The organism is Campylobacter lari subsp. concheus (assembly GCF_008245025.1).
Classification (GTDB): domain Bacteria; phylum Campylobacterota; class Campylobacteria; order Campylobacterales; family Campylobacteraceae; genus Campylobacter_D; species Campylobacter_D concheus.
Map to the genome: position 1 here is coordinate 221628 of NZ_CP043426.1, position 25100 is coordinate 246727.

At 30.3% G+C, this 25100-nt stretch carries 25 protein-coding genes; 15 read left to right on the forward strand and 10 right to left on the reverse strand.

Going from position 1 to position 25100, the window contains the following annotated elements:
• Position 1 precedes the first annotated feature (1 nt).
• Both CLCT_RS01280 and CLCT_RS01285 read left to right on the forward strand, forming a co-directional pair.
• Positions 2-1006, forward strand: a complete 1005-nt coding sequence (locus CLCT_RS01280; protein ID WP_149062006.1) for a diguanylate cyclase domain-containing protein — start codon at positions 2-4, stop codon at positions 1004-1006.
• Position 1007: 1 nt separating this feature from the next.
• Positions 1008-2375 (forward strand): phosphomannomutase/phosphoglucomutase, encoded by a 1368-nt coding sequence (locus tag CLCT_RS01285; RefSeq protein WP_149062007.1) that lies wholly within the window; start codon positions 1008-1010, stop codon positions 2373-2375.
• Here CLCT_RS01285 and tilS read toward each other — a convergent pair.
• A complete protein-coding gene (gene tilS, locus CLCT_RS01290; RefSeq protein ID WP_149062008.1) occupies positions 2356-3315 on the reverse strand; it encodes a tRNA lysidine(34) synthetase TilS in 960 nt (319 codons plus the stop codon). The two genes, CLCT_RS01285 and tilS, sit on opposite strands and share 20 nt — an antisense overlap.
• A complete protein-coding gene (gene rimO / locus CLCT_RS01295) occupies positions 3308-4624 on the reverse strand; it encodes a 30S ribosomal protein S12 methylthiotransferase RimO (RefSeq protein WP_149062009.1) in 1317 nt (438 codons plus the stop codon). The genes tilS and rimO overlap by 8 nt, the downstream gene beginning before the upstream one ends.
• A 78-nt stretch (positions 4625-4702) precedes the next feature.
• Between rimO and prfB the strand changes: the two genes are divergently transcribed.
• The 3 genes from prfB to CLCT_RS01310 are packed head-to-tail and all read left to right on the forward strand — an operon-like array spanning position 4703 to position 7348.
• Positions 4703-5803 carry a peptide chain release factor 2 gene (prfB, locus tag CLCT_RS01300; protein ID WP_149062010.1) on the forward strand — a complete coding sequence of 367 codons (1101 nt, stop codon included), beginning with the start codon at positions 4703-4705 and terminating at the stop codon, positions 5801-5803.
• Between the two features lie 19 nt (positions 5804-5822).
• Positions 5823-6659 carry a universal stress protein gene (locus CLCT_RS01305; RefSeq protein ID WP_149062011.1) on the forward strand — a complete coding sequence of 279 codons (837 nt, stop codon included), beginning with the start codon at positions 5823-5825 and terminating at the stop codon, positions 6657-6659.
• Positions 6659-7348: an ion channel gene (locus tag CLCT_RS01310; protein ID WP_211352618.1), complete on the forward strand. Its 690-nt coding sequence runs from the start codon at positions 6659-6661 to the stop codon at positions 7346-7348. Before CLCT_RS01305 ends, CLCT_RS01310 begins: the two co-directional genes overlap by 1 nt.
• A 12-nt stretch (positions 7349-7360) precedes the next feature.
• Here CLCT_RS01310 and CLCT_RS01315 read toward each other — a convergent pair whose 3' ends face one another.
• Together CLCT_RS01315 and CLCT_RS01320 are read right to left on the reverse strand one after the other, a co-directional pair.
• Positions 7361-7963, reverse strand: coding sequence for a BspA family leucine-rich repeat surface protein (locus CLCT_RS01315; RefSeq protein ID WP_149062012.1), 603 nt, complete (start codon positions 7961-7963; stop codon positions 7361-7363).
• 129 nt (positions 7964-8092) lie between these two features.
• Positions 8093-9130: a YeiH family protein gene (locus tag CLCT_RS01320; RefSeq protein WP_149062013.1), complete on the reverse strand. Its 1038-nt coding sequence runs from the start codon at positions 9128-9130 to the stop codon at positions 8093-8095.
• 105 nt (positions 9131-9235) lie between these two features.
• Between CLCT_RS01320 and CLCT_RS01325 the strand changes: the two genes are divergently transcribed.
• Positions 9236-10099, forward strand: coding sequence for a LysR family transcriptional regulator (locus CLCT_RS01325; RefSeq protein WP_149062014.1), 864 nt, complete (start codon positions 9236-9238; stop codon positions 10097-10099).
• Here the strand turns inward: CLCT_RS01325 and murD are convergent.
• A complete protein-coding gene (gene murD / locus CLCT_RS01330; protein ID WP_149062015.1) occupies positions 10091-11290 on the reverse strand; it encodes a UDP-N-acetylmuramoyl-L-alanine--D-glutamate ligase in 1200 nt (399 codons plus the stop codon). The genes CLCT_RS01325 and murD overlap by 9 nt on opposite strands.
• Entirely contained in the window at positions 11290-12348 is a 1059-nt protein-coding gene (mraY, locus tag CLCT_RS01335) for a phospho-N-acetylmuramoyl-pentapeptide-transferase (protein ID WP_149062016.1), read from the reverse strand. The genes murD and mraY overlap by 1 nt, the downstream gene beginning before the upstream one ends.
• A 78-nt stretch (positions 12349-12426) precedes the next feature.
• Here mraY and gpmI point away from each other — a divergent pair, with 78 nt between their 5' ends.
• Together gpmI and fabG are read left to right on the forward strand one after the other, a co-directional pair.
• Positions 12427-13905, forward strand: a complete 1479-nt coding sequence (gene gpmI, locus CLCT_RS01340) for a 2,3-bisphosphoglycerate-independent phosphoglycerate mutase (protein WP_149062017.1) — start codon at positions 12427-12429, stop codon at positions 13903-13905.
• A gap of 14 nt (positions 13906-13919) precedes the next feature.
• A complete protein-coding gene (gene fabG, locus CLCT_RS01345; protein ID WP_149062018.1) occupies positions 13920-14663 on the forward strand; it encodes a 3-oxoacyl-ACP reductase FabG in 744 nt (247 codons plus the stop codon).
• Between the two features lie 12 nt (positions 14664-14675).
• On the opposite strand, the gene acpS is transcribed toward fabG, so the two are convergent.
• From acpS to CLCT_RS01360, 3 genes are all read right to left on the reverse strand, one after another.
• Complete coding sequence (gene acpS, locus CLCT_RS01350; RefSeq protein ID WP_149062019.1) at positions 14676-15032, reverse strand: holo-ACP synthase; 357 nt, start codon at positions 15030-15032, stop codon at positions 14676-14678.
• Positions 15032-15577, reverse strand: a complete 546-nt coding sequence (fliL, locus tag CLCT_RS01355; protein ID WP_149062020.1) for a flagellar basal body-associated protein FliL — start codon at positions 15575-15577, stop codon at positions 15032-15034. Before fliL ends, acpS begins: the two co-directional genes overlap by 1 nt.
• A 64-nt stretch (positions 15578-15641) precedes the next feature.
• Positions 15642-16280 (reverse strand): helix-turn-helix transcriptional regulator, encoded by a 639-nt coding sequence (locus CLCT_RS01360; RefSeq protein WP_149062021.1) that lies wholly within the window; start codon positions 16278-16280, stop codon positions 15642-15644.
• A gap of 243 nt (positions 16281-16523) precedes the next feature.
• Between CLCT_RS01360 and CLCT_RS01365 the strand changes: the two genes are divergently transcribed.
• Genes CLCT_RS01365 through CLCT_RS01380 form a run of 4 tightly spaced genes read left to right on the forward strand, consistent with a single transcriptional unit; the run spans position 16524 to position 21266 of the window.
• A complete protein-coding gene (locus CLCT_RS01365; protein ID WP_149062022.1) occupies positions 16524-17948 on the forward strand; it encodes a catalase in 1425 nt (474 codons plus the stop codon).
• 52 nt (positions 17949-18000) lie between these two features.
• Complete coding sequence (locus tag CLCT_RS01370) at positions 18001-18471, forward strand: ankyrin repeat domain-containing protein (RefSeq protein ID WP_039667995.1); 471 nt, start codon at positions 18001-18003, stop codon at positions 18469-18471.
• Positions 18472-18531: 60 nt separating this feature from the next.
• Positions 18532-19935 (forward strand): argininosuccinate lyase, encoded by a 1404-nt coding sequence (gene argH, locus CLCT_RS01375; RefSeq protein ID WP_149062023.1) that lies wholly within the window; start codon positions 18532-18534, stop codon positions 19933-19935.
• Positions 19935-21266, forward strand: coding sequence for an anaerobic C4-dicarboxylate transporter family protein (locus CLCT_RS01380; protein ID WP_039667997.1), 1332 nt, complete (start codon positions 19935-19937; stop codon positions 21264-21266). The genes argH and CLCT_RS01380 overlap by 1 nt, the downstream gene beginning before the upstream one ends.
• An 8-nt stretch (positions 21267-21274) precedes the next feature.
• On the opposite strand, the gene CLCT_RS01385 is transcribed toward CLCT_RS01380, so the two are convergent.
• Positions 21275-21943, reverse strand: coding sequence for a YheO-like PAS sensor domain-containing protein (locus tag CLCT_RS01385; RefSeq protein WP_012661023.1), 669 nt, complete (start codon positions 21941-21943; stop codon positions 21275-21277).
• Positions 21944-22110: 167 nt separating this feature from the next.
• Here CLCT_RS01385 and CLCT_RS01390 point away from each other — a divergent pair, with 167 nt between their 5' ends.
• From CLCT_RS01390 to metC, 3 genes are read left to right on the forward strand one after another with little or no spacing between them, the layout of a single operon-like run.
• On the forward strand, positions 22111-22473 hold the full coding sequence (locus CLCT_RS01390; RefSeq protein WP_012661024.1) for a Rid family detoxifying hydrolase: 363 nt from the start codon (positions 22111-22113) through the stop codon (positions 22471-22473).
• A 3-nt stretch (positions 22474-22476) separates the two neighbouring features.
• Positions 22477-23916, forward strand: coding sequence for a C4-dicarboxylate transporter DcuC (gene dcuC / locus CLCT_RS01395; protein ID WP_039667998.1), 1440 nt, complete (start codon positions 22477-22479; stop codon positions 23914-23916).
• A gap of 13 nt (positions 23917-23929) precedes the next feature.
• A complete protein-coding gene (gene metC, locus CLCT_RS01400) occupies positions 23930-25099 on the forward strand; it encodes a cystathionine beta-lyase (RefSeq protein WP_039667999.1) in 1170 nt (389 codons plus the stop codon).
• The last annotated feature ends 1 nt before the right edge of the window (position 25100 follow it).

Consider the following 25100-nt stretch of genomic DNA (forward strand, 5'->3'; position numbering starts at 1 on the left):
TTTGGATTTTTCGTATTTATTGTTAAAAACATTGCCTAGTATGACTTTGGTTTTTAATATCTTGGCTTTATTTTTAGCTTATTTTTTTAAGCAAAATAAGATTTTTTTCTTACTTTTGTTGATTTTATGTGCTAGAGCTTTATCTTTAGTAGCAAGTGAATATCAAGCGCATTTGTTTATCTCGGTGTTTTTGCCTTTTTCTTTTGTACTTTTTGTATTTTTACAAGATAGCAAACTTGTTTTTGAAAGAATTAATCTCGTTAAATTTGCGTATTTAATCTTTATGGGTTTTGTAGCGTTAATACTTAGCACAAGTACTAATTTTAATGCAAGCATTACAAGTGAGATTTTTGGTCTCTCAACGCAATTTTTTAAGCCTATTAGTGAGTTAAGTTTTTGTGTGTTTTGGGTGGGAATAATATTTTTATTATTTTCGTATTTTAAAAACAATGATTTTCATTTTTTACTAGCTTATATGGGCTTAAGTGTGCAGTTTTTATTTTACAATAGTGTTGATTTGGGTTATTATGAATTTGCTTCTTTAGTGTTGATAGGATTTTTAGCATATAAAGCTTATAAAATAGCTTTTTTTGACATTTTAACCAATTTGCCAAATTTAAAAGCCTTAAGAAGATATGCTCAAGGACTTGAAAATTTTCATTTAGCCTTGATTGAAGTAAAAAATATCAATGAAATTTATCATCAAAAAGGCTTAAAAATGGGCGAGTTTGTAATGCATGAGTTTGCTAGGATTTTAAAAAAAGCTTTGCATGCTAGGGTTTTTAAAGATGATAAGGATTATTTTATTATTGTATTTGAAAATGAAAATATAGCCTTTGTGCAAAGCAAGCTTCAAATGCTTGAAAATTTTATGCAAAAATATAGTTTTGAATTTAAAGAGCAAAATGCAAAATTAGAAATTAAACTTTGTTTATCAAGTAAAAATGAAAACATAGAAGAAAGTTTAAAACAAGCAAAATTAGAACTTAGAAAACAAAAGGATTAAAATGTTAGATTTGATTTTTAGGGAGTATGATATAAGAGGGCTTTACCCAAGTGAGTTAAATGAAAAAAGTGTAAAAGCCATAGGCTATGCCTTGGGTTTAGAAATGAAAGCAAGGGGTTGTGAGAAAGTAAGCGTAGGCTATGATGCAAGGTATAGTGCAAATGAACTTTTTAACTATTTAATTAGTGGTTTAAATAAAGCTAATATGCAAGTTTTCAATATAGGCTTAGCACCAACTCCTATGGGATATTTTAGTTTGTTTTTCGATGATATTTTTGATGCAAATATCATGATAACAGGCTCACACAATCCAAAAGAATACAATGGCTTTAAAATCACGATTAATAAAGAAAGTTTTTTTGGTACTGATTTAAAAAAACTTTCAGCTAAAGTGCAAGAGTATTTAGAACTTGAAATCAATGATGATTTAAGATATGAAAATTATGATATTAAAAGCTTATATATAGACTTTTTAGCTAAACATTTTTCACATCTTAAAGATTATAAAGAAAAAATCATTATTGATTGTGCAAATGGAGCCACTGGAGTAATTATAAAGCCTTTGGTGGAAAAATTAAATCTTAATGCGCAAATTTTATTTGAAAATCCTGATGGAAATTTTCCAAATCATGCGCCTGATCCAACAGAGCTTGAAAATTTACACGCATTACAAGTTGCGTTAAAAGAAAATGAAAATGCAAAAATGGGCTTTGCTTTTGATGGAGATGGAGATCGCTTGGTGGTTGCAAGTAAAGACTATGTGTTTAAGGGTGATGAGCTTTGCTATTTATTTGCTAAAAATATAAAAAATCCTAGAGTTTTAGGTGAAGTAAAATGTTCTAAAAATCTTTTTGATGAGGTAGCTAAATTTGGTTTTATCATGATGGGTAAGACTGGACATTCTAACATTAAAAAAATGATGAAAGAGCAAAATATCGACATAGCAGCAGAGCTTAGTGGGCATATTTTCTTTAAAGATAGATATTTTGGTTATGATGATGGAATTTATGCATTTTTAAGAACATTAGAGCTTTTAGTAAATGGTTTTGATATAGAAAAATTAGTTAAAGAATTGCCAAAACTTTATGCAAGTGAAGAGATCAAGCTTAGGGTTAGTGAGGAAAATAAATTTCAAATCATAGAAAAATTTAAAGAAAAAGTAAAAGCAAACGCTTTTGAAAATGTGCTTGATTGTAATGAAATTGACGGAGTTAGAATCACCTTTAAAGAAGGCTGGACACTTTTGCGTGCTTCTAATACAAGTCCATATCTTATCATGCGTGCCGAAGCTACAAGTGTTGAATTTAAAGACTTTTTAGAAGCAAGGGTAAAAGAACTTTTTGAAGAAATCATAAAAGAGCTTGCATAAGCTCTTTTACATCAATATTTTTTGTGTGTAAATATGCTCTTAAGAGTTTAGGGATTTTTGCTTTTCTATAAATTTCTTTAAATTCTTTTGGCATTTTTTCACAATTTACAAAAGGAAAAATCAAAACTTTTTCTTGCATATAAACAATGCCTATTTTATGTGAAATCACTCCATCGCCTTTTAATGCTTCTTGTCTTTGTTTAGCACTTAAAAGTACTCCAAGCTTTTTAAAACATTTTGCGATTAAACTTTCATCTTTATGAGTAATGTAAATATTTTTAAATTCACAAATATTTTCTTCTTTTAAGTCTTTTTCTAGGTATTTAAAGCTTTTTTTTACTCCATTTGGATAAAGTTTTAAAAACTCATTGGCAAAATTTTTGCGTATGAAATTTCTAAAATATTTCTCATTATCATTACTCTCATCATGAAAATAAGTGATATTGTTTTCTTTTAAGTAATTTGAAATTTCTTCTTTTGGAATTTCAAGCAGGGGTCTTATGATAGTAAAATATTGTCTTTTTTCAATATCTTTAAAACCAAGTAATTCTCTAAGCCCTGCACCTTTGGAAAATTGCATTAAGAACCATTCTAGTTTATCATTTAAATGATGAGCTAGTAAAAGATTATCATAAGAGTAATTTTTGCAAAGTTCTTCAAAAAATTCATAACGCAAAGTTCTTGCGTAAGCTTCGAAATTTTTTGTTATCTTGGGTGTGGTTTTGATGTAAATTTTTTTATGAAAATGCTTGGCTAATTCTTTAGCACTTTGCTCTTCTTTGTCACTATTTTTACGAGTTTTATAATTTATAAAAGCAAGATCAAAATCTATGTTTTTTTCTAAAAGCATGAAAAATAAAGCACTAGAATCACTCCCATGAGAAAACGCTAAAAGATTTCTTCCTTGCTTTAAATGATGTAAATATTTGCTATCAATCATTAAGCTTTCTTAAGGCTTTTGCAATGAGTTTTTTATCTAAATTTTGTGTGATTTCACACTCATAAAGCTTACCCATTTCTAAATCGCCACAATCACTTTCATTGATGAGAATTTCTCCATCTATATTTCTATCCCAATGCAAATCTTTCGCACCGATGAAAAATTCTCCTTCAGAGCTGTGACCTTCACAAAATGCTAAAGTTTTTTTACCGACTTGTTGATTAAAGCTTTTTTCTATGCATTCATCGACGATTTTTTCTATCACTTTTAATCTTGCATTGATGGTTTTACTAGGAATTTGTTCCATGTCAAAAGCTGCGGTATCTTCTTCTTTAGAATAAGCAAAAACACTAATTCTATCAAAACCAAATTCTTTGATAAAAGCGCATAATTCTTCAAAATCCTCATCACTCTCTCCAGGGTGACCCACGATAAAACCTGTGCGTAAAAATGAATTTGGAGCTTGTTTCATTAAATTTAAAAGCTCGATTAGTTTAGCTTTGTTAGCTCCGCGTTTCATGATTTTAAGCATATTATCGCTGATGTGCTGCAAAGGCATATCAAAATAATTTACAAAAACTTTTGATTGAATGATTTTTTCTATCACTTCTTTGCTAATGCTTGTTGGATATAGATATAAAATTCTAGCAGCTTTTACGCCTTGGATATTTTCTATAGCTTCAATAAGTTTTAAAAGTCCATCTTTTTGACCTTGATCAAATAAATACGAACTTGTATCTTGAGCGATAAAAGAAAAGTCTTTATAGCCTTTTTTAACAAGTTCTTTTACTTCATTTACAATGCTTTCTAGGCTTCTTGATTTAAGCTTGCCTTTAAAGCTTGGTATGGCGCAAAATGAACATTTTTGATTGCACCCTTCAGCTATTTTGATAAAAGCATGATAGTTTGATCCTGTGATTACACGATTGGTATTTTCATCTTGCAAGTAAGTAGAATTGGAAAAAAGATTAGTTTTTTTAAGTATCATCTCATCAATTTTTTCATAATCTCCCACACCGGTAAAAAGATCAACTTCAGGTAGTTCTTTCATTAATTCCTCGCGGTAACGTTGCATTAAACAACCTGTTACAACTAACAATGAATCTTTTTTTCTTTGCTCGTGTAAGTCTAAAATCGCATTTATGCTTTCTTTTTTAGCACTATCTATAAAGCCACAGGTATTTATAATCAAAACATCAGCTATGCTTGGCTCATCACAAATTTCATAATCACTTAATCTCCCAAGCATGATTTCACTATCAACTAAATTTTTATTACAACCTAAAGACATTAAAAAAAGTTTTGGCATATTTCTCACTTTAAATGTTTTATTTTTTTGCTAAAATTATAAGATTAAATTATATCAAAAATTAGAAAGAAAATTTTTATGGATAATTACGAATACAGCGAACTTTTAAAAAAATTAAAAAACAAAGTCGGAAATATTGCTTCTATTATTAAGCCTGAAGAGATAAAAGCAAGATTAAAAGAAATAGAAAATTTAGAAAATTCCCCTTCTTTTTGGAGTGATGTAAAACAAGCAGGCGTTATAGGTAAAGAAAAAACTAAAATTTCAAATTTACTTAAAAATTATGAAAATGCAAATAATGCTTTAAACGATGCTAGCGAGCTTTTTGATCTAGCAAATAGTGAAAATGACTTAGATACTATAGAAGCTTTATTTGAAGATGCAAACAAGCTAGAAGATCTTATTGTAAATCTTGAAATTTCTATGCTTTTAAGCGGAGAAAATGATAGTAAAAATGCTATAGTTTCCATTCACCCAGGAGCGGGTGGAACGGAGAGTAATGACTGGGCTAGTATGCTTTATAGGATGTATTTGAGATTTTGTGAAAGAGAAGGTTTTAAAGTAGAAACACTTGACTTTCAAGAAGGCGAAGAGGCAGGGCTTAAAGATGTTAGCTTTTTGGTAAAAGGCGAAAATGCTTATGGGTATTTAAAAGCTGAAAATGGCATTCATCGTTTAGTAAGAACTTCTCCATTTGATAGCGCAGGACGTCGTCATACGAGTTTTTCTAGTGTGATGGTTTCACCTGAACTTGATGATGATATAGAAATAGAAATTGAAGAAAAAGATATAAGGATTGATTATTATAGAGCAAGTGGAGCAGGTGGACAACATGTTAATAAAACTGAATCAGCAGTGCGCATAACTCATATGCCAAGTGGTATAGTAGTGCAATGTCAAAACGATAGAAGCCAACATAAAAACAAAGCTACAGCCTTTAAAATGTTAAAATCACGCCTTTATGAGCTTGAGCTTATGAAACAACAAGATGAAGCAAATTCAAGCGAAAAAAGTGAGATAGGTTGGGGTCATCAAATCCGCTCTTATGTACTTTTTCCTTATCAACAAGTTAAAGATACACGCTCAAATGAAGCTTTTTCACAGGTTGATAATATATTAGATGGAGATATTAAAAAAATCATAGAAGGTGTTTTAATAGCTCAAAAAGCACAAGATTAATGCTACAAAAGGATATTAAATGGAAAAAATTCTAGTTTGTGTGGATGTTTTAGAGCCTTGCAGGGAAAGTTTGTATTATGGGGTGTATTTAGCTAAAAAGTTAGATTTGCCTTTAATGTTTTTATATACTATAGAGCCAAATTTTACTAATGCTGAATTAGCTTGTAGTTTTGGCATAGGTGCTAGTGGGTGTGTGATTGAAGATTTAGTAGAAGAGCAAAACCAAAAAAATGAAAATCTTTGCAAAAAAGGGCAAAGAATTTTAGAAGAATTTTGCATTTATGCAAAAGAACAAGGCATAAAAGAATGCTTTAGTGTGCAAAGAGATGGAGATTTGGAAGAAGTTTTAAAAGAATACAATAATCAAATAAGATTAGCCATAGCAGGTTTAAAAGGCGGGGGTAAGAAAAACAAAATAGGCATTCATACAGAAGAATTAGTAAGAGCTTTAAATGTACCTATTTTGCTTGTAAATTCTGCTTTTAAAGAGATTAAAAGTGTGATGATGGCTTATGATGGGAGTAATTTAGCTAAAAAGGCCATAGAGCAAGCTATTAAAAGACCTATTTTTAAAGAAACAAAGCGTTATGTAGTAAATGTTTCTGAAGATGAAAAAGCTTCTTATGAGTTATTAGCTCAAGTAAGTCAAATTTTTAAAGAAGCAAATTTAAATGTGCAAACTCAGCATTTAAATGGAGAGATTACTCAGGCTTTATTTGATTTTGGTGAACAAAATGATATAGATTTATTGATTATGGGAGCTTATTCACATCACTGGTTAAAAAGTATTTTATTTGGTAGTTTGACAAATGATATTTTAACTAAGGCTAAAAAACCTTTATTGCTGATTCGCTAATGTTGCACCATAGACTTTTAAATCATTATATTAGCATTTATCACAAAAGCACCAAACAATTTCTCTTTATTTGGACTTTGCTTGCTATGGTGCCTTTGTTTTGTAGTTTTTTATTTGATGAACTTGCTATTTATGCAACAGGTAAAATTACTTCTGAAATTTTATTTTTAATTTTAAATATTATTCCTATTATGGTGGCTGTAGCATTGATGGTTTTTTTGCTTATTAGTATTTGGGCTGCTTTTAGTGGAAAGATTAATATTAAAGAAAAATTTTTTATTATTTTATATGCGTATGTTTTGATATGGTTTGCGTATGGGAATTTGTATTATTTTTCTTGTGATGTAGATAATTACAATAGAATGTTAATTGCTACTCAAAAAAATGAAAATCTAGACATTATAAATTTACAAGAAAAAGTTATAGAAGTGCAATTTCAAACCCCTATAAGAGGAATTCATAATTTTTGGTCTTTGGATGATGAGTTAAAACCTCAAATTCAAAATAGAATAAAAGGTTTGGTTGATTGTTATTATTTTAGCGGAGTTACTATGCTAACGATAGGTTTTGGAGATGTAACTCCTGTTAGTTCTTTGCTAAGATTATTTAGTATATTTCAAGGATTTTTAGGGCAGGTTATTGTTGTGATTGCTATGGGACTTTGGATTAATCAAGTAGGTAAGCAATAGCTTACCTTGCAATCAATGTTTTATAGCATATTTATTTTGTATTTCTTCATGTCCTAGTATTTTTTGAATATTACAATTTTTATCAATATCTAATTTTTTAACATCATAGTGAAAATTAGTACAATTGTGCAATAAAAATGCCATTGTTTTAGCATTGTGCACATCCCATCTTGATAAATCTTGATCAAATTGTTTACAGTTTTCAAACATATGTGCCATTGTAATGGCATTATGCACATCCCAATTTTCTACTTTATGGTTAAATTTAAGACAATTGCAAAACATATATTTAGTATCTTTTACATTTGACATATTCCAAGAAGACAAGTCTTGATTAAAAGATTCGCAATCAAAAAACATTCCTTCCATATTTTCAACATTTTTAACATTCCATTTGGAAATATCATGATTAAAGCTTTTGCAGCAATAAAACATATAAGACATATCTTTAACATTTGATACATCCCATTTTTCTATACCATTAAAGTTAGTTCTAGTAGAATAGTAGAATAAATAAGACATATCTGTAATTAAGCTTACATCAATTTTGTCTAAGGCAATAAGCTCTTCTCTAACAAGAGCAACTAATTCACATTTTGTTTTAGGCGTAAACATGTTAACTCCTTTTTTTGTTTATTTCTTTCAATGTAATTATAATATTATTTAAATATAAAGTAGTAAAAAATAAATATTAAATTAATAAAAAATTATAAAATACTATAATATGTTTCATTATGAAACATATTATAAATTTAATAGGAGAATTAAGCTAATTGATATAAAGATTAACCAAATAAAAAGCAACAATGCCATTAAAAATGGTTTAAAACCTGCATTTTTTAAAACATTTTTATGGATATTCACTCCCAAAGCTACCATGGCCATAGAAAGTAAAAGTGTGTCTATGGTTTGTATACTTGGTTTTATATAGTTAAGCGCAAAATCTGTATTTAATATTTCAAGTGAGCTAATACCACATGCAAATAAAAACCACAAAGCAAAATAAGGAATATTTGCTTTAATGGATATTTTTTCATTATTTTTACTTAGAAATTTCAATGAAAAAAGACTTAAGAAAATTAAAAAAGGCACTAGCATTAAAACACGCATCATTTTTTCTATGACAGCACCATCTCCTGCTTGCACAGCTTCACCTGCTGCAACAGCATGTGCAACTTCATGCAAGCTTGCTCCCATGAAATATCCCATTTGTTTTAAATTAAAAAAATCAAACCAGCCTAAATTCCAAGCCAAAGGATATAAAAACATCCCCAAAGTTCCAAATACAACCACAGTACAAACTGCCACGCCAACTTTGGCAGAGCCACCTTTAACAACGCTTTCACTAGCCATCACAGCAGCTGCTCCACAAATGCTTGAGCCACTACTTATAAGTATGCTTTCTTTAAGATCAAGTTTAAATAATTTTCCTAATAAAAGCCCTATAAAAAAGGTAGAAAACACCACTAAAAATGCTAATAAAATTCCATTTAATCCAACTTTTTCTAAATCATTAAAAGTAATTCTAAAGCCATAAAGTATAATCCCAAGTCTTAAAATTTCTTTTGTTGCTATGCTTAAAACTCCTGATTTTTTGAGCAAATTTGCATTTTGATGTGCTAAATTTCCTATTAAAGCTCCCAAAATCACGGCTATGATTAAAGCTGAAATTCCAAGATTTTTAAAAAAATTAAGCTCAGAGATAGCAAAAGCACAAAAAGCAAGGGTAAAAAGCAGTAAAAAAGCTTCAAATTTTCTATGTTTATATATATTTTTATGCATGAATTTTTCCTTTTTTGTTTTTTGTAATCTTAATGATTTTTTTGTGATAAGTAAAATTAATTTTATTTGATATAATGATTAAAAATATTTATCAAAAGAGTACTTATGACTTTTAAACAAATAAAATATTTTCAAGCCTTGTGTAGAAATTTAAATTTAAGAACTTGTGCTAAAGAATTAAATATAACTCAATCTGCTTTGTCTTTAGCTATATTTGAACTTGAAAAAAGTTTAAACACCAAGCTTTTTGATAGAAATACTAAATTTTTAAGCTTGAACGAAAAAGGAAAGGTTTTTTTAAAACAAATTGCTCCTTTGATTTTAGAATTTGAGCGTATTGAAAAAGCAATGCAGGATGATCAAAGCTATGAAATAAGTATGAAAGTTAGTCAAAATGTAGGTACTTATTTACTAGGATCTTTTTTGGATCAAAAGGCAGAAAATATCAAGTTAAATTTGTCTTTGGATAACAGTCAAAATATTATCAAAGATATTTTAGATAAAGAAATCGATATAGGTTTGATTGAAGGGATTTGCAAAGATAAGGATATAAAAAAGATTAAAATTTGCGATGATGAGTTGATTGTGGTGAGTAAAAATGATTTAAAAAAAGAATTTTTCATAGATGAGTTAAAGGATTTTAAATGGCTAAGTCGTGAGCAAGGTTCTGGTGCAAAAGAAGTGTTTTTAAATGCTTTACCTAAAGATGTAAAGCTTAATTTGGTTTATGAGCTAAACTCAACTGCTATGATAAAAGAGTTGGTTAAAAAAGGTAGATTTTTGGCAGTTTTACCTAAATTTAGTATTAAAGAAGAACTTGAAGCTAAAAGCTTATTTGAAGTAAGATTAAAAAATTTTAAAATCTCAAGAGAGCTTTGCTTGGTTTATCATAAAAATAAAGAGCCAAGCAAGAAATTTATAAATTTATGTGAGTTTTTAAAACTTTGTATTCAAAAAGACTTAGTTTAATTCTTGAATGCATTTTTTAAAAAGCTCCCCTCTTTCTTCGTAAGATTTAAACTGATCTAAGCTCGCACAAGCAGGGCTTAGCAGGGCTACTTCATCATTAGTTAAATTTTGATTGATTTTTTCTACCGCTTTAGGTAAAAATTCGCAAAAATGTGCTTTTAAATTAGCATTTTTAGCATATTTAAGCATTTTATTAGTGCTTTTTCCTATAGCATAAAGCTCTATATTAAGCTCTTTCATAAAAGTAAATAAAGCACTTAAATCCACTCCCTTATCATCCCCACCTATGATAAGATGAATTTTTTTATCCTTATAACGTTTAAGAGCAGCTAAACTAGCATCAAGGTTAGTCGCTTTAGTGTCATTTACCCAAAGTCTATTTTTATGATCAAATATTTCTTCAAGTTTATTTTTTTCTATCTTAAACTCATTTAAAAGTTCATAAGAGCAACGATCTAGTATGATTTTTTCTATACTTAAGGCAATAAGTGCATCAAGTAAAAATGGAGTTTTAAAATGAATTTTTTCTAAATCAATTTGCATTTTTTTAGCTAAATCTTGCTCATCTTCATAGCTTATAACATAAGCATGAGTTGGATAAACCTCATATTTTTTAGGTAAAATTACCACATCATTTTCATTCATTCTTTCAAGCACGCTAAGCTTTGCTCGCTCGTAATTTTCAAAGCTTTTATGCCAAGAAAGATGATCGGGTGTAATAGGTAAAAGTGCATAAATTTCAGGTTTAGCTACTTTGGTGTAAAAAAGTGAAAAAGATGAGCTTTCTAAAATCCATAATTTAGCATTAGCATTCATTTGTGCTAAAGGAGTTCCTATGTTTGCTCCCATTTGTGCGTTGATGTGTTTTAAAAGATGATGTGTCATTTGAGTAGTAGTGGTTTTGCCATTTGTTCCACTTATCCAAACACTTTTTGGCATGCCATCATAGAAAAAATCATACTCACTGCTTAAATTTCTTGCTTGCTGTATGAGAAGATGATCACTTGGAAAACCAGGGCTTGGAATTTCTAAGTCACTTTTTAAAGGATCAAATTCACAAGGTGGTAATAGTGTATTGTTAAATTCATCTTTACTTATACTTGTAAAATGATCATCATAAATATCACAATTTCCAAAACGCTGTGCAAAAGCTTTAGTTGTTTTTCCATATCCAAAAAGTGAAATTTTCATTATCTTAACTTTATACTAATTAATGCAATGATATTTGCAAGTAAGGCTATCATCCAAAAACGCACGATAATTTTATTTTCTACCCAGCCTATTTTTTCAAAATGATGATGAATAGGTGCCATTTTAAATACTCTTTTGTTAAAAATTTTAAAACTTCCGACTTGTAAAATCACTGAAATAGTTTCTAAAACAAATACAAAACCTATAAGCAAAAGTAAAATTTCATTTTTACTTACTATACCAAGATAACCCAAAAATGCCCCTATGCTTAAACTCCCGCTATCTCCCATAAAAACTTGCGCAGGATAGCAGTTATACCACAAAAATCCCATAAGCGCACCAACTAAAGCTGCGCTTAATACCACAAGTTCTCCTAGACCTTGAATTTTAGGTAAAAATAAATAAGAACTATAAATAGCATTTCCACTTAAATACAAAAAAGCACCAAGGCTTAAAAGAGAAAATATAGAAGGCACGGTTGCAAGTCCATCAAGTCCATCGGTTAAATTCACAGCATTAGAGCTTGATACAATGACTAAAATCCATAAAAACAACATAAACATACCACCATCAAATATAGCATGTTTGTAAAAAGGTAAATAAAATTCAGTATTTATGTTAAATAAATATAATAATCCAACACAGATAAAAGCAGCGCTAAATTGCCCTAGAAGCTTCATTTTTGGGCTTAGTCCTGCATGATTGTCTTTTTTTAAAATTTTACCCAAATCATCTACTAAGCCTATAGTGCAAAATAGTACTAAACATAATAATCCAACAATTACAAAACTATTATTTAAATCAGCGCTTAAAACACTTGCTATGATAGTAGCAAAGATAAAAACAAGTCCACCCATAGTAGGGGTGTGAGATTTAGCTTGGTGTGATTGTGGAGCGTATTCATAAATAGGTTGATTTGCTTTTTTATTTTGAGCCCATTTGATAAATTTTGGCATTAAATACAAACTCAAAAATAAAGCGATAAAAAATGCAAAACCAGCACGCACGCTAATATAAGAAAAAAACATATAATTTGTATATTCTGTAAGATAAAGCAAAATTTTAACCTTGTATTTGTTTTTTAAAAGCATAATTTTAGTAAAATCACATAAATAAATTATAAAAAAGAGTAAAAAATGAGTCAAAAATGTATTTTGATCATCACAGATGGTATAGGACATAATACAAATTCAAACTATAATGCTTTTTTTCATGCTAAAAAGCCAACTTATGATAAGCTTTTTGAAAATACCTCTAATGTTTTAATAAAAACAAGTGGTTTGGCAGTTGGTCTGCCTGAAGGTCAAATGGGTAATAGTGAAGTGGGGCATATGTGTATAGGTAGTGGACGCATAATATATCAAAATTTAGTCAAGATAAATAAAGCCATAGAAAATGATGCTTTAAAAGATAATAAGGCTTTAAAAGATTTATTGCAAAAATGCAAAAGAGTGCATATTGTAGGGCTTTATAGTGATGGTGGGGTGCATTCTATGCATACACATTTTGATGCGCTTTTAAAAATTTGTAAGCAAGAAAATAAAGAAGTTTTTGCGCATGCAATTAGCGATGGTAGAGATTGTCCCCCAAATTCAGGTTTAGAATTTATAAAATCTTTACAGGAATTTTGCGAAAAAGAAGGGGTTAATTTTGCTTCTTTATCGGGAAGATTTTATGCTATGGATAGAGATAAGCGCTATGATAGAGTTAAATCTTATTATGATGCTTTATTTGCTAAGGCACCAAAGTGTGATGATTTTGTGCAATTTATACAAAAAAATTATGATGAAAATATCGCAGATGAGTTTTTAACCCCAGTCATTAGTCAAAACTTTGATGGGATTAAGGCTGAAGATGGTGTGATTTTTATCAATTTTAGAAATGATAGAATGCGTCAATTGGTTGCTTCTTTAACGCAAGAAAGTTTTAATGAATTTCCAAAAGAAGTACTTGTAAAAAATGCTATTACTATGAGTTTGTATGATGAGAGTTTTAAACTACCTGTGATGTTTGAAAAAGAAGAATTAAATAATACCTTAGCTTCTGTGATAGCTAATGCAAATTTAAGCCAACTTCATACAGCTGAAACAGAAAAATATGCTCATGTAACCTTTTTCTTTAATGGGGGAAAAGAAGAGTTAGAGTGTAATGAAACAAGAGTTTTAATCCCAAGTCCTAAGGTAAAAACATATGATGAAAAACCTCAAATGAGCGCTAAAGAAGTTGCAGATGAGGTGATTAAGGGTATAGAAAATGGTATAGATTTTATCGTAGTTAATTTTGCAAATGGTGATATGGTAGGACATACGGGTGATTTTGAAGCTGCAATTAGTGCGGTTGAATGTGTGGATGAATGTTTGGGTAAGGTTATTGCTAAAGCAAGAGAGCATGGTTATGCTTTCATTATTACTTCAGATCATGGAAATTGTGAAGCAATGAGGGATGAAAATGAAAATATGCTCACTAATCACACAACCTTTGATGTTTTTGCCTTTGTGGAAGCTAAAGGAGTAGAAAAGCTTAAAGAAGGCATGGGACTTAGTAATATAGCACCAAGCGTGCTTAAAATTTTAAACTTACCTATTCCAAAAGAAATGGATGAGGCTTTATTTTAATTTAAAGGAGAACAATGAAATTTAGTGGAAAAAATGTTTTAATAACAGGTGCAAGTAAAGGTATAGGTGCAGCGATAGCTAAAGAATTAGCAAGCTATGGTTTGAAAGTTTGGATTAATTATAGAAGTAAACCTGAGCTTGCTGATACGTTAAAAGAAGAGATAGAAAAAAGTGGTGGCACTGCAGCTGTGATTAAATTTGATGCAAGTGTTGAAGAAGAATTTACAAGCGCTATTGCAACTATAGTAGAAAGTGATGGTGAACTTAGTTATTTAGTTAATAATGCGGGTATTACAAATGATAAATTAGCACTTAGAATGAGCATGGATGATTTTTCTTCAGTGATTAATGCTAATTTAAATTCAAGCTTTTTAGGTTGTAGAGAGGCATTAAAAACTATGAGTAAAAAGCGTTTTGGCGCGGTTGTTAATATTGCCTCTATAGTTGGAGAGATGGGAAATGCAGGCCAAACTAATTATAGTGCTAGTAAAGGTGGTATGATAGCACTAACAAAATCTTTTGCTAAAGAAGGCGCAGCAAGAAATATAAGATATAACTGCATTACCCCAGGTTTTATAAAAAGTGATATGACTGAAGTCTTAAGTGATGAAATAAAACAAAATTATATTAACAATATCCCTTTAAAGCGTTTTGCAGATGCAAGCGAGGTAGCTCAAGCTGTGGCGTTTTTATTAAGCGATCATTCTTCTTATATCACAGGGGAAATTTTAAAAGTTAACGGTGGGCTTTATATGTAAAAGCAAGGTTTTTTAACCTTGCTTGGTTTCTATAGCCACTACTGCTATAGCAAAACCCCCATCATGTGCTACGCTTACACTTGCTGATTTTATATTAAATTCTTGCATGACTTTTTGAGAAAAACTAATATGTGGAGCATTTTTATCATCTTTAGAGATGATGATGTCAAAAAAAGAACATTCTTTAGAAATTCCAACCCCCAAAGCCTTAGAAGCAGCTTCCTTAATAGCCCAAAATCCGGCTAGAGTGTTGGTATTTTTTATATAACTTTGCTCTTGCTTGGATAAAAATTTATCCAAGAAAAGCGTTTTGTGTCTTTTGTAAATTTTTTCTATGCGAGAGCATACGACTATGTCACAGCCTATCATTAAGATACTACAAAGTCAGTAAAATAAATATTTTTGATAAAACCGTCAGTTAAAACCTCATTGATTTTACCGGTTAATTCATCTTTCAATCTTTCTTTGCCCTTTGTGGTGCTTACTTCTTCAAAGGTTTTTGAGGTTAAAGTTCTAATGATAATATCCCTAATAATAGCAACCTTTTTATCAAGTTCAGGGGTTAGGGTTTCAACATTTTGTTCAAGTTGAATTGTGCATTTTACATATCTTGATCCACCATCGCTTAATAAATTTAGTGTAAAAGGTGCTAAAGGATACATCACTCCAATATTTGCATAATCACTCCCTCTGGCTGCTACTGCATTTGTTTTTTTAGGGGTTTGTGCAACTTGTGCGCTTTCTTCAGCTTGTGGAGTAGGATTTTCATCAGAACCACCGCTAAACATTAAATAAGCAATCGCTCCTACAATCACAAGTAAAAATACAAATAAAAATACAACGATAATAATTACTAAAGTATTGCCACCTTTTTTCTTTGATTCGCCTTGTTCATCCATCATATCATCAGCCATATTTTTCCTTTTATAAAATTTAAAGTGTTATTGTATCAAAAATTACAATTTTTTTAAATTATGATTATTTAATCTTTTGTAAATGTCGATAAACACTAGGCTCAGAAATACCTAAAAGTTCAGCAACCTTAGGAATAACACCTTTTACATTAAACACACCTTTTTCATATAAACTAGCTATCATTTTTTGTTTTTCTTTTGGTTTTAAGCTTTTATTTTTAAAACTTTCTATATCCATACCAGAAATATCTTCGACAATTTCTTCTAAATCAAGTTTAATATATTCTTTATTTTCTTGCTCAGGGTTTTCATAAGCATTATCATAAATATTTCCAAGATTTAAAATTTCATCAGAGATTTTTTTAAATGCTGAAGTATCATGATTAATACAAAGCAAACCTTCGAGTTTTTCATCTTTTTTAATAAAAAAAGTAGAGCCTAACATTGCTTGTGAGCTTTTAGCTGAAGTTTTATAATGTGTTATGTAATCACGCTCTAAATAGATTTTATTTTTAATCATTTCAATGGCAAAACCAGTTAGAGGTGAGTTTATAGTTCTTTTACTAATATGGTTATTAGCAATTTCTGCTATATTAGCTCCATCTTCGCTTACATCGTGCAAGACTATTTCATAATTTCTACCCAAGGCTTCTGCAAGAAATTTAACTAATTTAATATAATAAGTTCTTGTTTCCTTATCCATAAGCTCTCCTTTTTTATTAATTTTGTAGTAAAAATATTTAAAATAAGAATTCTTATTCTTATTTTTTAACAATTTTATTACAAAATAAAAATATTTATGCTTAAAAAAAGATTATTTTTTTAAAAATAAGAATTTTATAATCATTTTTTAAATAATGATAATTTTTATCGTTTAATTTTATTTTAATAAAATAGGAATATAATTTATCAAATAATAAAAATTATTATTTAAAAAGGAGACACAATGAAAAAACTAACAAATGATTTTGGAAATATCATAGCCGATAATCAAAATTCACTAAGTGCAGGCGCTAAAGGTCCGCTTTTAATGCAAGATTATATTTTGCTTGAAAAACTTGCTCATCAAAATAGAGAAAGAATTCCAGAAAGAACAGTACATGCAAAAGGAAGTGGTGCTTATGGAGAACTTAGAATTACTAAAGATATTTCTCAATACACTAAAGCAAAAGTTTTACAGCTTGGAGAAAATACACCTTTATTTATAAGATTTTCAACAGTTGCAGGTGAAGCAGGGGCAGCAGATGCAGAAAGAGATGTAAGAGGTTTTGCGATTAAATTTTATACTAAAGAAGGAAATTGGGATTTAGTAGGCAATAATACTCCAACATTTTTTATAAGAGATGCGTATAAATTTCCTGATTTTATCCATACTCAAAAAAGAGATCCAAGAACTCATTTAAGAAGTAATAATGCTGCATGGGATTTTTGGAGTCTTTGTCCTGAAAGCTTACATCAAGTTACTATTTTAATGAGCGATAGGGGAATTCCTGCAAGTTATCGTCATATGCATGGTTTTGGAAGTCATACTTATAGTTTGATTAATGATAAAAATGAAAGATTTTGGGTGAAATTTCATTTTAAAACCAAGCAAGGTATTAAAAATTTAACCAATGAAGAAGCGGCGAATTTAATAGCAAATGATAGAGAAAGCCATCAAAGAGATTTATATGAGGCTATTGAAAAAGGAGATTTTCCAAAATGGACTTTCCAAATTCAAGTTTTAAAAGAAGATGAAGTAGAAAAACTAGGTTTTAATCCTTTTGATTTAACTAAAGTTTGGCCACATAGTATTGTGCCTTTAATAGAAGTAGGTGAGTTGGTGCTTAATAAAAATGTGCAAAATTACTTTAATGAAGTAGAACAAGCTGCATTTAGTCCAAGCAATATCGTTCCTGGTATTGGTTTTAGTCCTGATAAAATGTTGCAAGCTAGAATCTTTTCTTATCCTGATGCACACAGATACCGCATAGGGACAAATTATCATTTATTGCCAGTTAATCGCGCAAAAAGCGAAGTAAATACTTATAATGTAGCAGGAGCTATGAATTTTGACACTTATAAAAATGGCGCAGCTTATTATGAGCCAAATAGTTATGATGATAGTCCAAAAGAAGATAAAAGCTATCTCGAGCCTGACTTAGCACTTGAAGGTAGTGCGCAAAGATATGCTCCACTTGATGATGATTTTTATACTCAACCAAAAGCCTTGTTTGATATAATGAACCAAGATCAAAAAGAGCAATTATTTAAAAATATAGCAGCTTCTATGAGCGGGGTTGATGAAAAAATTATTGTTAGAGCATTAAGTCATTTTGAAAAAATTTCAAGTGAATATGCAAATGGTGTTAAAAAAACTTTGAAAATGTAATTTTTACTTGCCACTTTAAAAGTGGCAAACTAAAGATTATAAAAGGAAAAATATGTTTAGTAATGAAGAAGAAAAAAGAATTCAAGAGCTTTGTACTATGGCTTTTGATTATGCAAGAAAAAATGATTTACAAAATTTAAAGATTATGATAGAAGCGGGTTTGAGTGTGAATTTAAAAAATCATAAAGGCGATAGTCTTTTAATGCTTGCAAGTTATCATAATGCTTATGAATGTGCTAAGTTTTTACTAGAAAATAATGCTAGGGTAGATGAGAAAAATGATAGAGGACAAACTCCATTAGCAGGGGTGTGTTTTAAAGGATATTTGCCTATGTGTAAGCTTTTAGTAGAACATGGAGCAAATATTGATGAAAACAACGGTCTTGGTATGACACCTTTTACTTTTGCACTAATGTTTGGGCATAGAGATATAGTAGAATTTTTAACAAAGCATTCTAAAAAAAGTTTTCTTAAAAAAATAGCTTTTGGTGTGTTAAAAATTTTTAAAAGAAAGAAAAGTTAAACTCTTTGAAAAAATAAAAATTATAAAATTATCCTTTTATTTGTAAACAGAAGGATAAATATGTCACAAAAAGTAGAAAAATTATGGGGTGGACGTTTTGATTTACCTACAAATAAATTAGTTGAAGAATACACCGCTTCATTATTAGTTGAGCCAAGACTTGCTCCTTTTGATATACAAGGAAGTATAATTCATTGCACTATGCTTGCAAAACAAAGCATTATAAAAGAAGATGAAGCAAAAATTATCATCAAGGGTTTAGAACAAGTTAGAGAAGAAATTCAAAATGGAACCTTTGTTTTTGATATAGCTGATGAGGATATTCATATGGCTGTGGAAAAAAGAATGACACAAATTGTAGGTCCAGTAGGCGGAAAGCTTCACACTGCAAGAAGTAGAAATGACCAAACTACGCTTGATTCAAAAATGCATATGAGAGCAGTTATTAAAGAAATTTTAAATCAAATTATTGCTTTACAAGAAGAAATTATCCATCAAGCTCAAAAAAATATCAAAGCTATTATGCCAGGCTATACACATTTACAAACCGGTCAACCGGTACTTTTTTCACATTGGATTATGGCGTATTTTTGGATGTTAAGTAGGGATTATTCTCGTTTTGAAGATTTATATAAAAGAATGGATGAGTGTCCTTTAGGAGCAGCTGCGCTTGGTGGAACCACATTTAATATAGACAGACATTTTTGCTCCAAAGAATTAGGTTTTGTAAAACCAACAGAAAATAGTATTGATAGTGTTAGTGATAGAGATCATATGGTTGAATTTACTTCTGTGGCCGCAATGTGCTTTATGCACCTTAGTCGTTTTTGTGAAGAGCTTATACTTTTTTCAAGTCAAGATTTTAAATTTATAGAATTAAGTGATGATTTTTGTACCGGTTCAAGCATAATGCCTCAAAAGAAAAATCCTGATGTAGCTGAAAAAATGCGTGGTAAAACAGGTAGAATGTATGGTAATGTTATGGCGATGCTAACTATTATGAAAGGTATTCCACTAGCTTATAATACTGACATGAGTGAAGATAAGGCTCAAGTTTATGATTCTATGGATACTTTAATGGCAAGTTTGAAAATCATAACTCCTATGATAGAAAAAATGCAAGTAAATGCTAATAATACAAAAGCAGCTGCTGCAAAAGGCTTTTCAAATGCCACAGATATGGCTGATTATTTAGTAAGAAAAAATATACCATTTAGAGAAGCTCATAGCATAGTTGGTGGTGCTGTGAATTATTGTATTAAACATGGAAAAATGCTTGAAGAACTTAGTATGGAGGAATTTCATCAATTTAATGAAAATATCCAAGAAGATATTTATGAAGCAATTGCTTTAGAAACTTGTATAGACGCAAGAGTATCTTATGGTGGCACAGGAACTAAAGTAGTATTAGAGCAAATTAAACACGCAAAAGAGCTTTTGGATCGATATAAGGCACAAGATTAATGGATGTTATTTTTATATTAGAATTTTTCATTATTTTTTCTATGATAGCCATAGGTGGTAGATATGGCGGTATAGGACTTGGGGTTGCAGGTGGGCTTGGTATGTGTATTTTAGTTTTGGTCTTTGGTATGCAACCAGCTTCACTTCCTGTGAGTGTTGTGTTTATTATACTTGCTGTGATTACTTGTGTGAGTGTTTTGCAAAGTGCAGGCGGACTTGATTTGCTAGTAAAAATAGCAGAAAAAATTCTAAAGAAAAAACCTCAAGCTATTGTTTTTATGGGACCTTTGATTAGCTCTGCTTTTACGATTTTTTGCGGTACTACTTATGTAGCTTTTTCTATTTATCCAGTGATTGCTGAAGTGGCAGCTGATGCTAAAATTCGTCCCGAAAGAGCGCTTTCAGTTTCAGTTGTAGCAGCAGGTATTGGTGTTATAGCTTCACCTATGAGTGCAGCTACTGCTGCTATGGTGGCTGTTTTAGCTTTTAGCGGTACAACGATAGTACAAATTTTAATAGTAAGTTTGCCAGCCTTTTTTATAGGTGTGTTTCTTGCTTGTTTGAGTGTTTTAAAAAGAGGAAAAGAGCTTGAGCAAGATGAGGAATTTCAAAAAAGAGTAAGAGCGGGAGAATATCATTTTTTAAGTGAAGATTTACAAAATAAAGATAGTGAGCATGATCCTATGGCTAAAAGATCTTTATATATTTTTGCTTTAGGGATTTTAACTATTATTTTCTTTGGTACTTTTACAAATTTATTACCTCATTATGAGTTTGCAAATGGTAAAATAGAAAGACTTTCCACTCCAAATTTAATCCAAATGATCATGCTTGCAACAGCTTGTTTGATTATGCTTTTTGCTAAAGTTCCTGCCAATAAGCTTGGTGAAGCTTCGGTATTTAGATCAGGACTTATAGGAGTTGTAGGGGTTTTTGGTATAGCTTGGATGACAGGAACATTTTTTGAAACTTATAAGCCTTTATTTAGTGATTCTTTATCGCATATTGTAGAGGATTATCCGTATTTATTTGGGGTGGCTTTATTTGCCTTTTCTATGGTGATTTTTTCTCCTTCAGCAACAGTAGCTGCTTTGATGCCTTTGGGTGTGAGTTTGGGAATTCCTCCTCAAATTCTTATTGTGCTTTATCCTTGTGTGAGCGGAGATTTTATAGTGCCAGGAGCTAATCAAATAGCATGTGTGGCTTTTGATAGAACAGGTACAACAAAAATAGGTAAATTTGTGATCAATCACTCTTATTTAAGACCAGGTTTTGTTTTGATTGTTAGTGCAACTATTGCAGGTTATTTTATCTCTAAGCTTGTATTTTAGCTTAAAGATTATTTTTTAAGTTTTTGTAAATATCTATAGACGCTAGGTTCTGATATATTAAGTGATTTAGCAACTATAGGTATGCTTCCTTTAATGTTAAAAATTCCTTTCGAATGAAGCTTTTTAATAATCTCATCTTTTTGCTCAGTGCTTAAACTATATCCCGAATTTAAATATTTTAAGTCTATGTTTTCAGCTAAAATATCTTCTATAGAATGGCTAAGTGTTTCTATATTACTCACATTGTGTAAATTTACATTGTTTTGATTATGAATATCTAATAAATCACTAAAATCATTGATTTTTTCAAGTTCTATGATTTTACTAATAGCATTTCTAAGCTCTGTGGTATCGTGATTTATACATAAAATTCCCACAATTTTATTTTGATTTTTAATGAAAAAAGTTGATCCAGTAACAATCTTAGACTTTCCAACCTTTGCTTTATAATCACATAAAAAATCTTTATTTAAATACTCTTTTTCTTGTACAAGTTCACTTGCAAAAGAAGTTAATGGAGAATTAATTGTTCTTCCACTAATGTGGTTATTTGCAATGGCTGCAATATATGAACCTTCAGGCGCAATCACATGAAAAACTATTTCATATTGATCGCCAAGTACCTGTCCTAAAAACTGAGTAAGTTTGATAAATAATTCTTTTTGTTGCTCATCCATGATCTAGACCTTTTTGTTGTTTTTTGTTATTTTACAAAATATTTTCATCAAAGTTGTTAATAATTATAACAATAAAAAAAATTATTATTATGATAAAAAAATATTGACAATTTATTATTATGATGATAATATTATATTATGATTTCATTTAAACACAAGGAGTATACATGGCAAATTATCCAAAAGCTATAGGACCATATTCAGCTTATAGAGAAGCTAATGGTTTGTTATTTATTTCAGGGCAACTTCCTATTAATCCAGAAAGTGGAAATATAGAAAGTGAAGATGTAAAAGAACAAACAAGACAATCATTGTTAAATATTAAGGCTATATTAGAAGAAAATAATCTTTATTTTAATAATGTAGTTAAAACGACTTGCTTTTTAGCAAATATTGATGATTTTGTGGCTTTCAACGAGGTTTATTCTGAATTTTTCGCAGCTCCATATCCTGCAAGAAGTGCTTTTGCGGTAAAAGATCTTCCTAAGGGTGCTAAAGTGGAGATAGAGGTTATTGCTCATAAAGGATAGAGCATGTTGGGTTTATTTTTTGCAGGATGTTCTGTATTTTTACTTGTATTTATGCTCTATAAAAAAATCAACGCCCATATGGCGTTGCTTTTAAGTGGTTTATTCTTGCTAGCTTTGGCAGGAATTTTTGGACTTTCTCCTATCATTAGTGAAAAGCAATCTTTACATTTAGGTCTTTTTGATATTTTCCAAGTAGTAAATACCAAAATGTCAAGTACTCTAGCAGGACTTGGACTTACTTTAATGTGTATAGCAGGGTTCTCTGCTTATATGGATCATGTGGGCGCAAGCTATGCTTTATTTAAAGTATTTGAAAGACCTTTAAAGGCGGTAAAATCACCTTATATTTTATTGCTAGTTTCATATTTTGTAATCCAGTTTTTAGTGCTTTTTATACCTTCACATGCAGGTTTAGCACTTTTACTTATGGTTACAATGTATCCTATTTTAGTACGCTCAGGTGTTTCTAAGCTTTCTGCGCTTTCGATTATTGCTATTTGTCAATACATTGACCATGGTCCAGGTAGTGGTAATGTGATTTTAGCTGCAAAAACAGCCGAAATTGATCCTGCGGTATATTTTGTGCATTATCAGCTTCCTACAACTGTACCTATTATCATAGCAGTAGGTATTGCTATTTATTTTTGCTCAAAATATTTTGATAAAAAAGAAAATTTCACATTTAATCGTGATGATGTTGAAAAAGAATTAGCAGAACATGATGGTAAAAGTGAAGAGCTTAAAAAGCCACCTAGAATTTATGCGATTTTACCTATTATACCTTTAGTGTTAATTTTGGGTTTTAGTAGTGTTTTAGATAGCATTATGGTGCTAATGGGATTTACTACTATGGAAGAAGTTAAAGCAGCTTCATCTACTGCTATTAAAATGAATGTACCAGTTGCTATGATGATTTCAACCTTTATTGCAATTATTTTTGAAATCATTCGTTATAGAAGTTTGATTGATACTTTAAATTCTATCATGGTATTTTTTAAAGGTATGGGGCATTTGTTTGTAATCACAGTTTCTTTGATTGTTTGTGGTCAAGTTTTTGCAAGCGGACTTTTATCAGTTGGCTTTGTGGATACTTTAATAGGCTTTGCAAAAGATGCAGGTTTTGGAGTACTTGCTATTATTATAGCAGTTTCTATTTTGCTTGCTGTATGTGCATTTTTAATGGGTTCAGGAAATGCAGCATTTTTCTCTTTTGCACCACTTATCCCAAATATAGCAAAATCTTTTGGTGTTGATACCATAGCTATGATAGCACCTATTCAAATCATGACAGGTTTTGGTAGATGTGTTTCGCCTATTGCGCCTGCTATTTTGGCAATTTCAGCTATGGCTAAAGTAAATCCATTACAAGTTGTAAAAAGAACAGCTATTCCTATGCTTGTAGCTGCTATTGTTAATGTGATTATGACTTATATTTATCTATAAAAAGGAGTACAAAATGAACAACAAAACTAAATTAATCCACCTAGGAAGAGGTGATCAAAATGCTGAAGTAAGATCAGTTAATCCAACTTTAATGCGTGCATCAACCATACTTTTTAAAGATCATGCAACTTGGCAAAAATACCGCGAGCTAAGAAAAACAGATCGTGTTTTAAGTTATGGTGCTAGAGGAACAGCAACTAATTTTGAACTTGAAAAACTAATTTGTGCGCTTGAAGGTGGCCATAGAGCGCAACTTTTCCCAACAGGACTTGCAGCACTAGCTATGGTGCTTTTAAATTATGCTAGCAAAGATGCTCATTTTTTAATTACTGATGCTATTTATGGACCTGTTAGAACGATTTGTGATTTGTTTTTAACTAAAATGGGTGTAGAAATTGACTTTTTAAAAGCTGATGCTTCTGATGTAGAAGAAAAAATCAAACCAAACACAAAATTAATCCTTTGTGAAAGCCCAGGTTCTATACTTTATGAAATCATAGATTTACCAAAACTTTGTGAAATTGCGCACAAACATAACATACCAGTAGCGATTGATAATACTTATTCAAGTGGGTATTTTTTAAATCCACTTGAGCTTGGTGTGGATATTTCAGTGATTGCAGCGACTAAGTACTTAAGTGGGCATTCAGATGTTACTATGGGTATAGTAGTGATTAATGAAAAAGAATGGAAAAATTTTGATAAATTGCCAGAAGCTTTAGGATTTACTACAAGCCCTGATGATGCTTATTTAGTGCTTCGTGGTATGAGAACTTTAGATGTAAGAATGAAAGCTCATGAAAAAAGTGCGGATGAGATAGTAGAGTTTTTACAAAGTAGAAAAGAAGTTAAAACAATCTTTTATCCAAAATTAAAAACTCATCCAAACCATGAAGTTTTTATGCGCGATCATAAAGGTGCTAACGGTATGGTAACGATTGAATTTGCAGATGGTATTTCTAAAGAACAAGCCATTAAATTTGTAGATAATTTAGAGTATTTTTCAATCGGTGCAAGCTGGGGTGGATATGAGAGTTTAGCTACTGTTACTACTCCTCCAAGAACCGCGACAGATTGGAGTGCTAGAGGCCCTTTTGTGAGATTTCATATAGGTCTTGAGGATAGTAAGGATTTGATTGCTGATTTAAAACAAGCATTTGAAAAAATAAATTTTAAAGGATAAA

What these genes read in the sequence shown, in the direction of transcription:
- murD (WP_149062015.1), bottom strand. Translation starts at nt 11,290, where the DNA reads ATGAAAATTTCACTTTTTGGATATGGAAAAACAACTAAAGCTTTTGCA.
- CLCT_RS01380 (WP_039667997.1), top strand. Translation starts at nt 19,935, where the DNA reads ATGGATGTTATTTTTATATTAGAATTTTTCATTATTTTTTCTATGATA.
- prfB (WP_149062010.1), top strand. Translation starts at nt 4,703, where the DNA reads ATGGATAATTACGAATACAGCGAACTTTTAAAAAAATTAAAAAACAAA.
- metC (WP_039667999.1), top strand. Translation starts at nt 23,930, where the DNA reads ATGAACAACAAAACTAAATTAATCCACCTAGGAAGAGGTGATCAAAAT.
- CLCT_RS01310 (WP_211352618.1), top strand. Translation starts at nt 6,659, where the DNA reads ATGTTGCACCATAGACTTTTAAATCATTATATTAGCATTTATCACAAA.
- CLCT_RS01315 (WP_149062012.1), bottom strand. Translation starts at nt 7,963, where the DNA reads ATGTTTACGCCTAAAACAAAATGTGAATTAGTTGCTCTTGTTAGAGAA.
- CLCT_RS01370 (WP_039667995.1), top strand. Translation starts at nt 18,001, where the DNA reads ATGTTTAGTAATGAAGAAGAAAAAAGAATTCAAGAGCTTTGTACTATG.
- CLCT_RS01390 (WP_012661024.1), top strand. Translation starts at nt 22,111, where the DNA reads ATGGCAAATTATCCAAAAGCTATAGGACCATATTCAGCTTATAGAGAA.
- fliL (WP_149062020.1), bottom strand. Translation starts at nt 15,577, where the DNA reads ATGGCTGATGATATGATGGATGAACAAGGCGAATCAAAGAAAAAAGGT.
- CLCT_RS01285 (WP_149062007.1), top strand. Translation starts at nt 1,008, where the DNA reads ATGTTAGATTTGATTTTTAGGGAGTATGATATAAGAGGGCTTTACCCA.
- CLCT_RS01325 (WP_149062014.1), top strand. Translation starts at nt 9,236, where the DNA reads ATGACTTTTAAACAAATAAAATATTTTCAAGCCTTGTGTAGAAATTTA.
- CLCT_RS01360 (WP_149062021.1), bottom strand. Translation starts at nt 16,280, where the DNA reads ATGGATAAGGAAACAAGAACTTATTATATTAAATTAGTTAAATTTCTT.
- rimO (WP_149062009.1), bottom strand. Translation starts at nt 4,624, where the DNA reads ATGCCAAAACTTTTTTTAATGTCTTTAGGTTGTAATAAAAATTTAGTT.
- dcuC (WP_039667998.1), top strand. Translation starts at nt 22,477, where the DNA reads ATGTTGGGTTTATTTTTTGCAGGATGTTCTGTATTTTTACTTGTATTT.
- argH (WP_149062023.1), top strand. Translation starts at nt 18,532, where the DNA reads ATGTCACAAAAAGTAGAAAAATTATGGGGTGGACGTTTTGATTTACCT.
- acpS (WP_149062019.1), bottom strand. Translation starts at nt 15,032, where the DNA reads ATGATAGGCTGTGACATAGTCGTATGCTCTCGCATAGAAAAAATTTAC.
- gpmI (WP_149062017.1), top strand. Translation starts at nt 12,427, where the DNA reads ATGAGTCAAAAATGTATTTTGATCATCACAGATGGTATAGGACATAAT.
- fabG (WP_149062018.1), top strand. Translation starts at nt 13,920, where the DNA reads ATGAAATTTAGTGGAAAAAATGTTTTAATAACAGGTGCAAGTAAAGGT.
- CLCT_RS01365 (WP_149062022.1), top strand. Translation starts at nt 16,524, where the DNA reads ATGAAAAAACTAACAAATGATTTTGGAAATATCATAGCCGATAATCAA.
- CLCT_RS01385 (WP_012661023.1), bottom strand. Translation starts at nt 21,943, where the DNA reads ATGGATGAGCAACAAAAAGAATTATTTATCAAACTTACTCAGTTTTTA.
- CLCT_RS01305 (WP_149062011.1), top strand. Translation starts at nt 5,823, where the DNA reads ATGGAAAAAATTCTAGTTTGTGTGGATGTTTTAGAGCCTTGCAGGGAA.
- CLCT_RS01320 (WP_149062013.1), bottom strand. Translation starts at nt 9,130, where the DNA reads ATGCATAAAAATATATATAAACATAGAAAATTTGAAGCTTTTTTACTG.
- tilS (WP_149062008.1), bottom strand. Translation starts at nt 3,315, where the DNA reads ATGATTGATAGCAAATATTTACATCATTTAAAGCAAGGAAGAAATCTT.